Origin of the sequence: Hominenteromicrobium mulieris, from assembly GCF_046197855.1 — a bacterium.
Classification (GTDB): Bacteria; Bacillota; Clostridia; order Oscillospirales; family Acutalibacteraceae; genus Hominenteromicrobium; species Hominenteromicrobium mulieris.
On record NZ_CP173188.1, the window covers coordinates 1,588,467 to 1,601,091 of the forward strand.

The window sequence follows — 12,625 nt, forward strand, 5'->3', positions numbered from 1 at the left end:
CTACTTTACAAACACGTCGCATAGCGTGCGGATGATGCGCTGATCCCGCCAGCGCAGATAGCGGCAGCCCGCGTGCCAGATGGTGCGCAAAGCGGGCAAGATGACGCTGCCGTTCTCCGGCGGGTCCTTGAGCAGCTGCGGCGAAACGGCGGCGTTTGCCTCGAGTAATAGTGCGAGCAGCTCCGGGTCTTCCGTTTTCAAAAAGCGCTGGGCGTAAAAATCCGCCTCACGCATCAGGCGGTCGCAGCACAGCGTGTGAATTTCCGGCAAGTCTTTTTTCTTTGAGAGCTTCAGCTCAGCGATGAGCCCGCGCAGATAATCCTTGGTGCAGGCGAGCGTGATACGTTTATTGGAATGCGTGCCGTTGTAGCGGTAAACCACGTCGGGCACGGCGTAGTATTCTTTGGCTTTTAAAAGCGTGCAGAGAAGAAAAATGGGATCTTCATAGACACGCAGCGGCGGAAATTGCAGCTTGTTTTCAAGCAAAAAATTGCGATTATAAATAAAGCGGGCGAAAAAACGGTCGAGCGGCTCATCGCAGGCGTTATGAAAGCCCTCCTCCGTGAAAACAAACATGGGGTGCACATCGTTCCCCTTGGCTTTTTCAATCGAGCCGCCGCAGACCATGGCACCGCTTTTTTCGGCGGCAGCCAAAAGCGTTTCGAGCGCATACGGGCCCGGATAGAGATCATCGGCATCGAGAAACGCAATGTACTCCCCTTTTGCCTCCGCTATGCCCTTATTGCGCGCCATGCCTGCGCCGGCGTTTTCCTGCGTAAGGCACCGCACGCGGCCGTCTCTGCGCTGGGCGCTCGTTAGAACGTCTGCGGAATGGTCTGTGGAGCCGTCGTTGATGCAGAGAATTTCTATATCCGTGAGCGTCTGCATGAAAACGCTGCTAAGTGCCGTTTCGAGGGTGCCTTCCGCGTTATAAACGGGCACGATCACCGAAATTTTGCACATAGTTCTTCCCTCCTTCATAAAACTTAAAGCACAGCTTGTGCAGCACAGTGCGGTTTCGTCGATAGAGCTTTTTAATATCGCGCGTGACGGCACCGTACTTTTTCAAAATGGCATATTGTTCCTGCAAAAGCACTTTGTTCCGAAAATCGATTGCCGTGTAAAAGCGCTGCAAGGCGTATCGCTTTTCGATCTCGTCTAAGCACTTTTGGTACTCGGCTTCCGGCATTTTGATCTGCTTAGCGGTTTGAAGCAAGATCGTCTCGTGCTCTGCGATGCGGCGCAGCTTGTCGATTTCGGTTACATCTCCCGCAGACATGCCGTTTTGATATTTTACATAGCCGTAAAGCGGTTCGTCTAAAAAAGCGTGCGGAAATTTGTAACACACCGGCAGCATGAGCTGATAATTCTGCCCGCGCCGCGCGGGGTAGATCATGCGGTTCGGCACGGCTTCATCAAAACAGCGCATGCGGATCATGTGACAGCCGGCGCACACCATGCCTTCGCCGCGCAGAAGATACCAAAACTGCATGAGTTCAAAACGGTGCGAAAACCGCGCAGCCTCGCGGTAGAGCGGCATTTTGAGGTCGCTCTCGTCAAAAACGAAGGCGTCACTGCTCACCGCGCCGCACGCCGGGTGCTGCAGCAGATACGTAGCGCGTTTTTCAACAGAGCCCGGTAATAAAAAATCATCCGGATCTGCCCAGCAGAGAAAATCACCGTGCGCGTGGAGTAACCCCGTTTGTATCGCACCGCCAAGCCCTATGTTTTCCTGCGTCAACACAGTATACTGCACGCCGCTTTCTTTTAAAATCGTCTCGAAGTTTTTCAGCAGCTTTGCCGTATCGTCTGTCGAACCGTCATCAATGCAGATGAGCTCCAACGGGTGGTAAGATTCGCTTATTACGGAGCGCATGAAGCGGTCAAGTGTTTTTTCACAGTTATAACACGGCAGAAGCAGCGTTACGAGCGGTTTTTCCATCTTTTCCCTCCTGCAAAGTGCGGCGAAACGCTTTTAAAGCGTCTTCATAGGCGGCCGTTTTGGCACGCAGCGTTTCGGTGATCTCCGGCGCGTGGCTGCGTAGGCGTATCCACCTGCGCGTGACGGCAGTTTCATCCGCAATGTTTTCAATGGGCAGCACATAGGGCGTATCGACACCGAAAATGTCTTCTGCAAGGCCCTTGGCTTTTACAGAATACCCGAGTGCGAGCGTGGGTACGCCGGAAGAATACGCCGCGATGACGGCATGTGTGCGCGCGCCGATGAACGACGAGCACAGCGCAATAATCGATTTAAGCTGCGACGCACTTTGGTCTTTGATGAGGCATACGCGGCCGCTGCCTTGAAAGGCCGCGTATAATTCTTTAAGCGGATCGCGGTCATCATTGCCGTTTTGCACGGCGTGCGGGATGAGCGCCACGGCACTGTCTGTTGTGCGCAGGATTGTGTCAATCAGCGCGATGAGGTTACCCAAAATAAGCTTTGCGTTTCGTGCACGGCGCAGTAAAAGCGGGCTTACATTGATACCGACGGTGTTGTGCGGCTGAAACACTTCCGGAATCTCCGCACCGCGCGGCTCCAGCAAGAAAGCGGAATCCGGGCAAAAGGAGACGTTTCGCAGCCCGGCGCTTTGCAGCGCGTGCAGCGTTTGTGTCTCGCGCGCTGTGATGCGGTCAAATGCGGTGAGGTCACGTAGCAGAGCCTTACTGCGAAGAAGCTTCGGTTCAATCGAACAGCCGAGCAGTATGCTGCCGCCTGCATAGTGCCGTGCGAGGTTGTGCAGCCGAATGCGCTTTTGCATATCTTCGTAGCAGTACACATCGCCGCCGATAGAGACGAGAATATCGTCGCGCGTGAGCGTTTGCAGCGCGGCACGGTACGGCAAGACATCGAGCGGTGTGTAATCGTTTAAAAGCTTTAAGCGCAGATAGGCGCTCCAAAATGCGGGCGAGCTTTTGCGGATCACATCGCTTCGCGCGGGGCGCACATCCTGCACAACGAGCGGGCGCGCTACGCCGTATCTGGCATCTTCCTCCGGCGCTTCGGAAAGCAGCACCGTGCGGCCGGGGCCTAAAAGCTTAGAAACGGTGCGCACAAGCGCTTCGCACCCGTGGTTTGCGCTGCCGATGTGGTCATGCAGAATGTAACGCACGCGTATTCTCCCCTTTCAAAATCGATTTTGCGTGTTTTGCGGCGCGGTATGCGGCAAGGTGCAGCTGCAATGCGGGCAGATTTTGCTGCTTTAAGCAGTGCACGATGCACCGAAAAACGCCGTGAAGCTCCGCTTCGGAAAGCAGTGCGCAAAGCGCTTCATCTTCCATAATCTCTTTGGCTTTCGTGATGGGATCAAGCCCGATATCCGGCGCGTAAAAAACGGAGAATGCCGTGTATGCACTGAGTCTTTTGCGAAAAAACGGCTTAAATTCCGTGTGCTTTTGCTCTGTGATGACCCAGTGCGCAATCTCTTTTTGCAAAAGGAGCTGCTTAAAGTGGTCTGCTTCCCGGCGCAGCGGGTGCGCGGCGTATTGCATGGCACAGTGTGGCGTGAGGAGTACGCGGCTGTTTGCGCGGTAAAGCTGTACTAAAAATTGCAGATCCTCAGCAAGCGTCATGGATTCATCAAATACAGCGTTGACGGAAAGAATTTTCTCGCGACGCAGAAGCTTGTTCCAAAGATAGCCAAAATACCCGGTTTCGTACTGTGCTTGCATGAAGCAAACGGGAAGCGTTTCGGAATCTATGAGACCGTATTTTGGTAGTGTTATGCGGGTAATCTCACCGTTTAAATCCATTTTTAGGTAGCTGCCCATGAGAATGTCTGCGTCGTTTGACTGCGGCTCATGCAATGCTTTTTCGAGGTAGTTCGAAAACGGCAGGTCGTCGCTGTCTACAAACCACACCCACTTTCCGGTGGCGGCTTCCAAAGCGAGGTTACGTGCGCGGGAAACGCCGCCATGGTGTTGCGCGAGTACCGTGATACGCGCGTCTGCAGCTGCAAAGCGTTCTAAAATGCGGCGGCTTTCATCGGTGGAGCCATCGTCTACGGCAAGCAGCTCAAAATCGCGAAATGTTTGGGTACACAGCGCGGAAAGCGTTTTTTGCAGATGCCTTTCCTCATTATAGACGGGCAGAATGATGCTGACTTCAGGCATAGTGCTCTCTCCTTTGCAGCCACAGGCACATAAGCGGCGTGCAGCGGTATTGCATGCACAAAAGCTGTACGGCAAGTTTAAACGGAATATGTCGCGCGGGTCGGTTTTGCAGCGCACGTTTCAGCGCTTCGTCGTTTAAAATGCGGTCGATTTCCGATTTTTGTTCGACCTTTGGCAAATCACAGGCTCCGCCGAGTGCGGCGCAGGCGTAGTGGATGAGATGCAGATCGAGTTGACGGCTGAAATTATATTCCGGGCAGTTTTGAAACAGTGCGCACAGCTTTTGATGCATACGTTTGTAGCTTTCCCACGCATCTGCTTTGTGCGTTGTGGTGATGCTGCCGGGGTTGCGGTGGTACTCGTAAAGCCCTTGGCCCTTAAGATAAAAGAACGAAGCGGCGCGGTATCCTGCACACGCGCTGAATAGATTATCTTCGGAATATCGCACGGTTTCGTCGAACCGCAGGTCGTATTCTTTTAAAAACGATGTACGGTATAAACAAACACACACGGATAAAAGCGGGCCGTATTCGAGATTGTCGCGCATGATGAGCTGCGGAAATACGCAGCGTTTGATTTTGCGTTTGTCGTAATACCCGCCGTGGAGCGATGCAGAGCGCAGCGTGGGCGGCTTGCCGGATTCTATGCGTATGAGGTCGCAGAAAACAAAATCACAGTGATACTGCTCAATCTTCTGAAAAAGCGTTTCAAAAAATGTCGGCGATACGGTGTCATCGGCATCGACAAAGCCGATGAATGCTCCGCTTGCCGCAAGCAGACCCGCGTTTCGCGCACTGCTGAGGCCGCCGTTTGGCTTATGCAAAATGCGTATGCGGCTGTCCTCTTTTTTGAGCCGCGTGCACAGTATGGAGCTTGCATCGGTAGAGCCGTCATCGATAAGTAAGATTTCAATGTCGTGAAAGGTCTGTGCGATGAGGCTTTTAACGCACCGCTCGAGATATTTTTCGGCGTTGTAGATCGGCACAATGACGCTGATCTTCGGCATAACTTTCCCTTCCTTCTGCAAATCTCAGGATTTTCTCCGCTTCTTTATACTGTGTGAAATCGGTGCTGCGACAGGCGGCTTTGAGTGCTTCTTGTTTTTCGTTATCTTGAATCAGCGCGGCGAGAGCATCTGTAAAACCGTCAAAATCAAGCGGCGCGATCATGCCGTCTGTGCCGTCTTGCAGCTGGCTGTGCGCGGTGGAAAAATCCGTGATGATGACAGGCTTCCCGAGCAGCTGCGCCTCCCGCACGGCGACGCATTTGCCCTCATAAACGGACGGCTGCACGTAAATGTCGCACATACGTATATAGGGGTACGGATTCTCCTTTTTGCCGAGCAGCACGACGAAATCTTCCATATGCACAGCTTGAATGGCTTCGCGAATTTGGGTTTCCCGGTCGCCGTAGCCTAAAATGTACCACTTAACGGAAAGGCCGCGCTTTAAAAGCACTGTGCAGATTTTCGGAATGGCTTCAAAGTTTTTCGCTTCACAAAACCGACCGACGGAAAGCAGCACGGTCTCGCCCGCTTCGCGATACATGCCGGCAGCCGGCAGCAGCGATTTGCGCTCGATGAGCTCGCGCGCAAGGCAGTTTTCGACCGTGACGGCTTTTTGTGAAAACGCGGGATACATGCGCCGAAAGGCTTCCGTGCAGCTTTCGGAAACACTGACAACATAGTCTACGTTCGTATACACACGGCGGTCGAGCTTTGGATTTGGGTGTTGTGTGGCGTAATCCGTGTGGTTCCACGCGACTTTGTACTTGGCGTTTACCTTGTGCACAAGCGTATCGGCGACGCCGAGGTACTGCGCGGCAAGATCATACTCGCCCGGGATATTCGGCAAAAACGGCTGCAAAAATGCAGAGATATACTGCAAGTGCGTCCACGTGCCGGTGGGTTTTCGCATGAAAGTACCGTACAAAAAAAACGCGAGCTTTGCGAGTAATCGTGCGGCTGCAAATCGCAGTCTGCCATGTTTTACAAGCGACAGGATCGGCTCTGTATAGGCGTGGTATGCAGGGATTCCCGGCAGCAGACGCACATATTGCGGCAGGTCTTTTATGAATTCTCCCTCGCGGCGGTACAGAAAAACGGAGGCCTGCACGCTTTTGTCTTCGAGCGCTTCCAACAGTCCGATAAGGCTGCGCTCTGCCCCGCCAATCTCTAAAGACGGCAAAATAAAAAGCAGTTTTTTCGGTTCCGTTTTAAACGCCGCCTTTCACTTTTTCTTTGATACGCGGATGGTCGGCGAGCAGGCGATGCAGCGGGCGCGTGAGCTTGCTGCGCAGTACGGTACGGCGGTTCATCCAGCTTTTGGCATACCAGTGCACGGTGTAGGTGCAGTCTGTGATATAAAGCCGCCCCGTGGCATCCTCGTAGGGGTTAAAATACGCCTTGGGAAAGACGGCTGCGCCTTGCACGGTTTGTCGCTTGCCGTTTGGCTTTAAGCCGCATTTTAAAAGCGCCTGTGTATTGAGCTGCGGGCAGCCGATGACGCCGTGCTTGCCGTCGAGCAGGGGTGCATATTGCTCCAGCATGAAGTGCACGAGCGGATGGTGTTTTTCTGCGCCGAAGCCGAGGCCGGTCGCAATCATACGGTCGGTCTCAAAGGCAAAAAACGCGTGCTCGCTGCAAAGCGGGTCCAAACTGCGCACGAGCTCGACATCTACATCAAAGTAAAAGCCGCCCTCGTTTTCGATGATCTGCAAGCGGGCGTAATCGGCGAGAAACGCGTACTTTTTCTCTTTACAGCACATTTCGGTGTAACCGTTTTGGTGAATGTCAAAATTATCTTCGTTCCATTCCAAAATCGTATAGTTCGGGCAGTGCTTGCGCCAACTCTCTATGCACTTTTTGGCTTTGTCCGGCAGTGGTGCGCGACCAAACCAGCAGTAATGGATGATTTTCGGGATCATACAGCCTCCTTTTGTGCTTTGCGTTCGGTGCGTGCGGCCATCAGGCGGATCAAAACGGAAAGTCCTGCGCCAAGCGGCGTGCACAGCATTGTAAGCACCTTTTTCGGTGAGCGGAGCATCAGTGCGGGCTCTTTCGCGAGAAAACACGCGGCATCGTAATGGATGCTGTCGAGTACCGTGCGCGTTGCAGCAGCCGGGTACGTAAGGCAAAGCTGCCGCCAATATAGAAAGCCACGCGGGTTTTTTGCGTATTGCTTCCATATGGTGTGCGAGGAACCGTCTTCTAAATACGTCACGTGGCACAGCACGCGATTTAAAACGGCGAGTTTGTAATCGCGGTCGATCAGCCGGTATTTTGCGGCGAGCGCCACGTATTTTTCATTTGGAAACTCCGGGTACGGCGGGTATTTTCGGATGATGTCGGTACGATACACGAGCTTTTTGTCGCCTTTGCCGCCGCCCGCATAGTAACCGCTGAGCGTCGTTTCGGTGAGGCCCGGCGGAAAGCCGGTGCCAATAAGCTTGCCGTTTCCGTCGTCATCAAGCCCGATGAGCCCGGCGCAATTCTTGCTTTTTATCTGTGCCCAGCGCTTTTCAATTTGCTCTACGGCATCCTTTGCCAAACGGTCGTCGGAATCAAGGCAAAGGTTCAGCTCGGTCTCGATGTGCGCATAAGCGGTGTTGTGCGCAGCGTGCATGCCGCCGTTTGGACGGTATAGGTAACGGATGGAAAATGCTTTCTCCGCCTGCATCCAGGCGGAGACCAACGCGGCGGTGCGGTCGGTGGAACCGTCATCTACGATGAGCCATAGGAAGTTTTTAGATGTTTGCGCTTTTAATGAGCAATATGCTTCCGGCAGCGTGTGTGCGCGGTTATACGTCGGCGTAAATACGGTCAGCAGAACCATGTGCGGTTTCCCTCCTTTTTTGGGCATCCTTTTGCAGATAATACGCAGTGAGCATATGTGCGTTTTCACAAATGTCAAAGCTTTGTAGTACAGGCGGCGCGGCGCTGAGCACCTTACTTTCTGCCAAAATAACCTCCGCCCACTTAGAAGGCGGTGCGGAAAGCGGAAGCTGCCGTGCACGCGGCGTTTGAAGACAATCCTTCGGTACACCGTTGGAGACAAGGCACGGTAGCCCTGCGGCCTGCGCTTCCAAAACGGAGAGCGGCATGCCTTCGTACAGAGACGGCATACAGAATACATCCATTGCATGCAAAAGTGCCGGAACATCTTCCCGCACGCCTAAAAACAGCACATACGGTGTAAGGCCGAGTGCGGCGGCGCGGTTTTGTACGGCTGCCCGCTTTTCACCGTCGCCAACAAACAGCAGCTTCGATTTTGTACCGCATGCGCGCAGACTGTGCAGGACATCCAAGAGGAAAGCTTGGTTTTTCTCTTTGCGAAACTGCCCCACATGCCCGATGAGAAGTTCTTCTTTTGTGATACCGAGTGTGCGCCGCATGTCTTCGCGCATGTTTTTATCAAAGCGGAATTTTTCTGTATCGATGGCGACCGGCAGCACCAAAAACGGCGCACTGCCGAACATCCAGCGCCCGGCATCTTCTCCGCAGGCAAGCAGATCGGTCGCGGTACGTGGAATGATGCGCTTATACAGATCTTTTATTGGATACTTGAAGTCGCGCAGCTGATTTGTGGTGTGTGCGTGAGCAATGCATACAGGCACGCCGTGCTGCTTGGCGCAACCGAGTACAACGCCGGAAAGACAATCAAGATGGGCGTGCACAACAGTATACGCCGGGTGGGCGGAGAAAAATTTGTGCAGTGCATGGCGGTATGCGGGGCTGAACGGGTTTTGCCGTGGCACGGTGAAAACTTTGCCGCCGAGAGAGTAAATCTCTTTATCGTACGCGCCTTCCCGTGCGCGGTGCGTCAGAAAATCGAACTGCACGCGTGTGCGGTCTATGTGACGGTAGTAATTCATCAGCATCGTTTCCAGTCCGCCGCGGTCCATGCAGGTGACAGCCTGCAAAACACGAAGCATAACGGATCCCCCCTTTTATAAAAGGCCGAAGGTCTTCAGCCCGTAGAAATAGAAAAACAGATAAAAAATGAGCATCATCACGGTTAAAATGCGCACGGAGCGTTTTGAAAACATGTGGTGCAGCTCCCATGGCAGCAAAATGTAGTTATAAAGTGAAAAGTATATGGGCAGCCGCCCGACAAAAATGCCGCTTGTGAACGCTGAGAGGATGTAAATGCCGGTCGATACAATGGACATGTTGACGCAAAGGTCGATGAGTGGGTCATTTTCTGCACGGATAAACCGTAAACCGATCAAAGAAAGCAACGTCGGCACAGCGTAGACCAGTACGCGCAGCAGGTTTGTACCGTTGTCCTCAAAGCCTTTCCAATCGCTGACGACATTTTTGTACTGCGTTTCCTGCAAAAGCAGCTCCAAAATGTTTGTGAAGCGGTCGATGAAAAGCACGACCAAAACAGTGAGCAGAAGAAACAAAAGCGTTTTTCGGTTCCATGCTTTTCCGCGTGTGAGAAAAACAAACGGTAGTGCGAACAGTGCCGAGGCATGCAGTGTGGCGGCAAGTAAAATGATGAGCGTGGCTTGTCCGTATCTCTTGCGCAGCAAAAGCGGACAGCAGGCGAACACGAGCGCCGCCGCCAAAAATTGCCGCATGCCGTTCATCATCCAGGAGATGTAATCCGTGGAAGCGATAAACAAAAACAGACTGATGCAGTAGCTTTCCGAATAAAGCCGATAGTTTTTAACGAGCGGCCAGAGCTGAAGCGCGGCGAGAATGCAAAACCAAACGCGCACCTGCCCGCCGCACAAAAGCTTGATGAGTGCGGAAAGCAGGAAAAAGCCGTGATCTTTCTGTAAAGACTGGATGTAATCGGGCAGTGCGCTGAATGTGCTCGGCATTTCGGAAAACGCGTGCATGTAGTTATAGGTATCGCCGATATCACCGCGCAGCGTACAGAAGATGAGCAGCGGCAGTACGCCGAGTGTTGCCCAGAGCTTCGTGAACCGCACTGTCTGCACGCCGCAGACAGTTTCGCTTTGCTGTACTTCCAACACGGCGGAGAGCGCCGTGTAAATCAGAAGCCAAAGGAGCATCCGAATATAACCGGACATGTGTTCTCCTCTATGCCGTGACGCGCCGGGGCTGCGGTGCCGCTTTTTCGGCGGTGACGATGCGCAGTGTTTCTGCAACAACGCTCGCTTTATCGAATTCACGCTCCATTTTGCGGCGGCCGTTTTGCCCAAGGGCTGCTTTTTGCTCTGCGGAAAGCGCCAAAAACGCGCGCATGGCAACATATAGGCTGTTCGCGTCTTTTGCGCGGCACAAAAGGCCGGTTTTGCTGTGCTCTACGGCTTCCCTGCACCCGGGAATATCGGATGCGATGATGGGCCTGCCGACGGCGGCAGCTTCCAGCAGCACGTTGCTCATGCCCTCGTGGTAGCTTGGCAGCACTACGCAGTCGCAGTTTTGGTAAAACGGCAGCGGTTCTTTTTGAAAGCCGTAAAATTCTGTCATGCCGTCGGCAACAAGGCGGTCTACCTCCTGCCTGTACTGCTCCTCAAAAAAGCCGAGCAGCTGCAAATGCACGTGAAAGCCCTCTGTCCACAGCCTGCGCACGGCGCAAAACAGCTCCTCTATCCCCTTTTCGCGCATCAAACGGCCGACGAACAGGAATCGCGGCGGATCGTGAGCGGTGTACGGCGTGTAGATATAGCGGTTCAGGTCTACACCCGCACCATGCAGAACGACCTCTTTTTCGGGTGGCAGGATGTGTCTGCGGCAAAATTCTACCGCATTGGACTGATTTTCAAAGAATACGTTCTGTACACGCAGAAACGAAAGCTTGTAAAGGAATGTGGCAGCGCAGCTGAGCCACGGGCGCTGAAAAGCGCTGCCGAGTCCCTGTACGGTGGCGTAAAACGGAATGCGGTAGCACGTGCAGAGAAAACCCATGTATACATTCGGCTTAATGGCGTATGTAAGCACAAGATCCGGCTTTTCCAGACAAAGAACACGTTTGTACGCTTGTAAAAGACGCAATTCAGAAAGCACCTGCACGCGCCGCCGCTGCATTTTCGTTTCCGTACAGCGTATGCCCATGCTTTCAAACACTTCTTCACCGGTTTGAAACGGCGCTGCAACGACCACCTCATACCGGGATTGCAGATCTTCAATCAGCTCTCGTCGAAAGCGGTACAGCATATAAAAATGATTTGCCGCAATCAATACTTTTTTGCGCCTGTATTCGGAAAAGTTTTCATTTATCGCGAAATTTTCACGCTTTTTTGACACAAATCTGCCGAACAAGGCCAAATGCAGCAGATGTGCCGAAAAGCGCGGTATTTTGCTTTTACACATTCTAAACCTCCGTATAGCAAGATGAAATGTATCTGTACCGGTGCTGATACCGTTATTGTACAATGCGAGAAAAAAGAAAGCGGTCGAATTCTTTGTGAAAGCAGACATTTATTTTTGTTTTTTCTTTGTGTCCGTCAAGCGAAGACGTTTTACTATTACTGCGGGGGCTTTGAATATAAAAAAGCTCCCTTTACGGGAAACCGTGCGGATGCACACAGTTCCTGTAAAGGGAGCAAAATTCCTTTTATGCGGTTTTAAAGCGGAAGCCTGCGGAAAAGCTTACTTTGCGAGCTTTTCTCTGATGACCTCTGCAATGTGCTCTGCAGAAAGGCCGAATTCCTTCAGCAGATCCACAGCCGGGCCGGAGTGGCCGTACACATCGTTGACACCGATGCGCGTGACAGGCGTCGGGCAATGCTCGGAAAGTGCGGTGGAGACCGCTTCGCCGAGACCGCCGATGATGTTGTGCTCTTCAACCGTGATGACACGGCCGGTCTTCTTTGCGGAAGCAATAACAAGCTCTTCATCGAGCGGCTTGATGGTATGGATATTGATGACTTCAACGCTGATGCCTTCTTCTTTCAGTGCATCGGCAGCCTTAACGGCTTCCTGTACCATGAGACCGGTCGCAACAACGGTGATGTCCGTGCCCTCGCGCAGCGTGATGCCCTTGCCAAGCTCGAACTTATAATCATCGTTGTTGTTGATGCTTTCCACAGCCAGACGGCCGAGGCGGATATAGCACGGGCCCTTGTGCTCAACAGCAGCGCGAACCGCGGCCTGCATTTCGTAATGATCGCAGGGGTTCAGAATGACCATGCCCGGGATGGTGCGCATGAGCGCGATGTCCTCGCAGCACTGATGTGTAGCGCCGTCTTCACCGACAGAGATGCCGGCGTGGGAGCCGACGATCTTGACATTCAGCTTCGGATAACCGACGGAGTTGCGGACCTGCTCAAACGCTCTGCCTGCGGAAAACATGGCAAAGGACGCCGCAAACGGAATTTTACCGCAGGTGGCCAGACCGGCAGCAACGCCGACCATGTTGCACTCTGCGATGCCGCAGTCAAAGAAACGCTCCGGGTATGCTTTTTTGAAGATGCCCGTCTTGGTGGCAGCAGCAAGGTCTGCATCCAGAACGACGATCTCCGGGTATTCAGCGGCGAGCGCGGTAACGGTCTCGCCAAAGCTTTCTCTTGTTGCCTTTTTAACCATTTCAGCCAT

The 12,625-nt window shown here is 53.1% G+C and carries 12 protein-coding genes; all 12 read right to left on the reverse strand.

Going from position 1 to position 12,625, the window contains the following annotated elements; genetic code table 11:
* The 12 genes from ACI0CA_RS07725 to ACI0CA_RS07780 all read right to left on the reverse strand — a co-directional run bounded on the left by ACI0CA_RS07725 (position 1) and on the right by ACI0CA_RS07780 (position 12,625).
* Positions 1–963, reverse strand: a complete 963-nt coding sequence (locus tag ACI0CA_RS07725) for a glycosyltransferase family 2 protein (protein ID WP_308448355.1) — start codon at positions 961–963, stop codon at positions 1–3.
* Positions 929–1,942 carry a glycosyltransferase family A protein gene (locus ACI0CA_RS07730; RefSeq protein ID WP_308448356.1) on the reverse strand — a complete coding sequence of 338 codons (1,014 nt, stop codon included), beginning with the start codon at positions 1,940–1,942 and terminating at the stop codon, positions 929–931. The genes ACI0CA_RS07725 and ACI0CA_RS07730 overlap by 35 nt, the downstream gene beginning before the upstream one ends.
* Complete coding sequence (locus tag ACI0CA_RS07735) at positions 1,902–3,113, reverse strand: polysaccharide pyruvyl transferase family protein (RefSeq protein WP_308448357.1); 1,212 nt, start codon at positions 3,111–3,113, stop codon at positions 1,902–1,904. Before ACI0CA_RS07735 ends, ACI0CA_RS07730 begins: the two co-directional genes overlap by 41 nt.
* Positions 3,094–4,113, reverse strand: coding sequence for a glycosyltransferase family 2 protein (locus ACI0CA_RS07740; protein ID WP_308448358.1), 1,020 nt, complete (start codon positions 4,111–4,113; stop codon positions 3,094–3,096). The genes ACI0CA_RS07735 and ACI0CA_RS07740 overlap by 20 nt, the downstream gene beginning before the upstream one ends.
* Complete coding sequence (locus tag ACI0CA_RS07745) at positions 4,106–5,119, reverse strand: glycosyltransferase family 2 protein (protein ID WP_308448359.1); 1,014 nt, start codon at positions 5,117–5,119, stop codon at positions 4,106–4,108. The genes ACI0CA_RS07740 and ACI0CA_RS07745 overlap by 8 nt, the downstream gene beginning before the upstream one ends.
* The gene (locus tag ACI0CA_RS07750; RefSeq protein ID WP_343284396.1) at positions 5,055–6,299 is read right to left on the reverse strand and encodes a glycosyltransferase; all 1,245 of its coding nucleotides are present in this window, start codon (positions 6,297–6,299) and stop codon (positions 5,055–5,057) included. The genes ACI0CA_RS07745 and ACI0CA_RS07750 overlap by 65 nt, the downstream gene beginning before the upstream one ends.
* Before the next feature lie 28 nt (positions 6,300–6,327).
* Positions 6,328–7,038, reverse strand: a complete 711-nt coding sequence (locus ACI0CA_RS07755; protein WP_343284397.1) for a glycosyltransferase family 32 protein — start codon at positions 7,036–7,038, stop codon at positions 6,328–6,330.
* Positions 7,035–7,946, reverse strand: a complete 912-nt coding sequence (locus tag ACI0CA_RS07760; RefSeq protein WP_343284398.1) for a glycosyltransferase family 2 protein — start codon at positions 7,944–7,946, stop codon at positions 7,035–7,037. The genes ACI0CA_RS07755 and ACI0CA_RS07760 overlap by 4 nt, the downstream gene beginning before the upstream one ends.
* Positions 7,912–9,045: a glycosyltransferase family 1 protein gene (locus ACI0CA_RS07765; protein WP_395506385.1), complete on the reverse strand. Its 1,134-nt coding sequence runs from the start codon at positions 9,043–9,045 to the stop codon at positions 7,912–7,914. The genes ACI0CA_RS07760 and ACI0CA_RS07765 overlap by 35 nt, the downstream gene beginning before the upstream one ends.
* A 15-nt stretch (positions 9,046–9,060) precedes the next feature.
* Positions 9,061–10,155 carry an EpsG family protein gene (locus ACI0CA_RS07770; RefSeq protein ID WP_395506384.1) on the reverse strand — a complete coding sequence of 365 codons (1,095 nt, stop codon included), beginning with the start codon at positions 10,153–10,155 and terminating at the stop codon, positions 9,061–9,063.
* Positions 10,156–10,165: 10 nt separating this feature from the next.
* Complete coding sequence (locus tag ACI0CA_RS07775; protein WP_412358604.1) at positions 10,166–11,509, reverse strand: glycosyltransferase family 4 protein; 1,344 nt, start codon at positions 11,507–11,509, stop codon at positions 10,166–10,168.
* A 171-nt stretch (positions 11,510–11,680) separates the two neighbouring features.
* On the reverse strand, positions 11,681–12,625 hold the full coding sequence (locus tag ACI0CA_RS07780) for a transketolase family protein (RefSeq protein ID WP_308448366.1): 945 nt from the start codon (positions 12,623–12,625) through the stop codon (positions 11,681–11,683).

Excerpts from the sequence above, each read along its gene's own strand:
- ACI0CA_RS07725 (WP_308448355.1), bottom strand. The coding sequence starts at position 963 with ATGTGCAAAATTTCGGTGATCGTGCCCGTTTATAACGCGGAAGGCACC.
- ACI0CA_RS07730 (WP_308448356.1), bottom strand. The coding sequence starts at position 1,942 with ATGGAAAAACCGCTCGTAACGCTGCTTCTGCCGTGTTATAACTGTGAA.
- ACI0CA_RS07740 (WP_308448358.1), bottom strand. The coding sequence starts at position 4,113 with ATGCCTGAAGTCAGCATCATTCTGCCCGTCTATAATGAGGAAAGGCAT.
- ACI0CA_RS07745 (WP_308448359.1), bottom strand. The coding sequence starts at position 5,119 with ATGCCGAAGATCAGCGTCATTGTGCCGATCTACAACGCCGAAAAATAT.
- ACI0CA_RS07755 (WP_343284397.1), bottom strand. The coding sequence starts at position 7,038 with ATGATCCCGAAAATCATCCATTACTGCTGGTTTGGTCGCGCACCACTG.
- ACI0CA_RS07760 (WP_343284398.1), bottom strand. The coding sequence starts at position 7,946 with ATGGTTCTGCTGACCGTATTTACGCCGACGTATAACCGCGCACACACG.
- ACI0CA_RS07765 (WP_395506385.1), bottom strand. The coding sequence starts at position 9,045 with ATGCTTCGTGTTTTGCAGGCTGTCACCTGCATGGACCGCGGCGGACTG.
- ACI0CA_RS07770 (WP_395506384.1), bottom strand. The coding sequence starts at position 10,155 with ATGTCCGGTTATATTCGGATGCTCCTTTGGCTTCTGATTTACACGGCG.
- ACI0CA_RS07775 (WP_412358604.1), bottom strand. The coding sequence starts at position 11,509 with ATGTCTGCTTTCACAAAGAATTCGACCGCTTTCTTTTTTCTCGCATTG.
- ACI0CA_RS07780 (WP_308448366.1), bottom strand. The coding sequence starts at position 12,625 with ATGGCTGAAATGGTTAAAAAGGCAACAAGAGAAAGCTTTGGCGAGACC.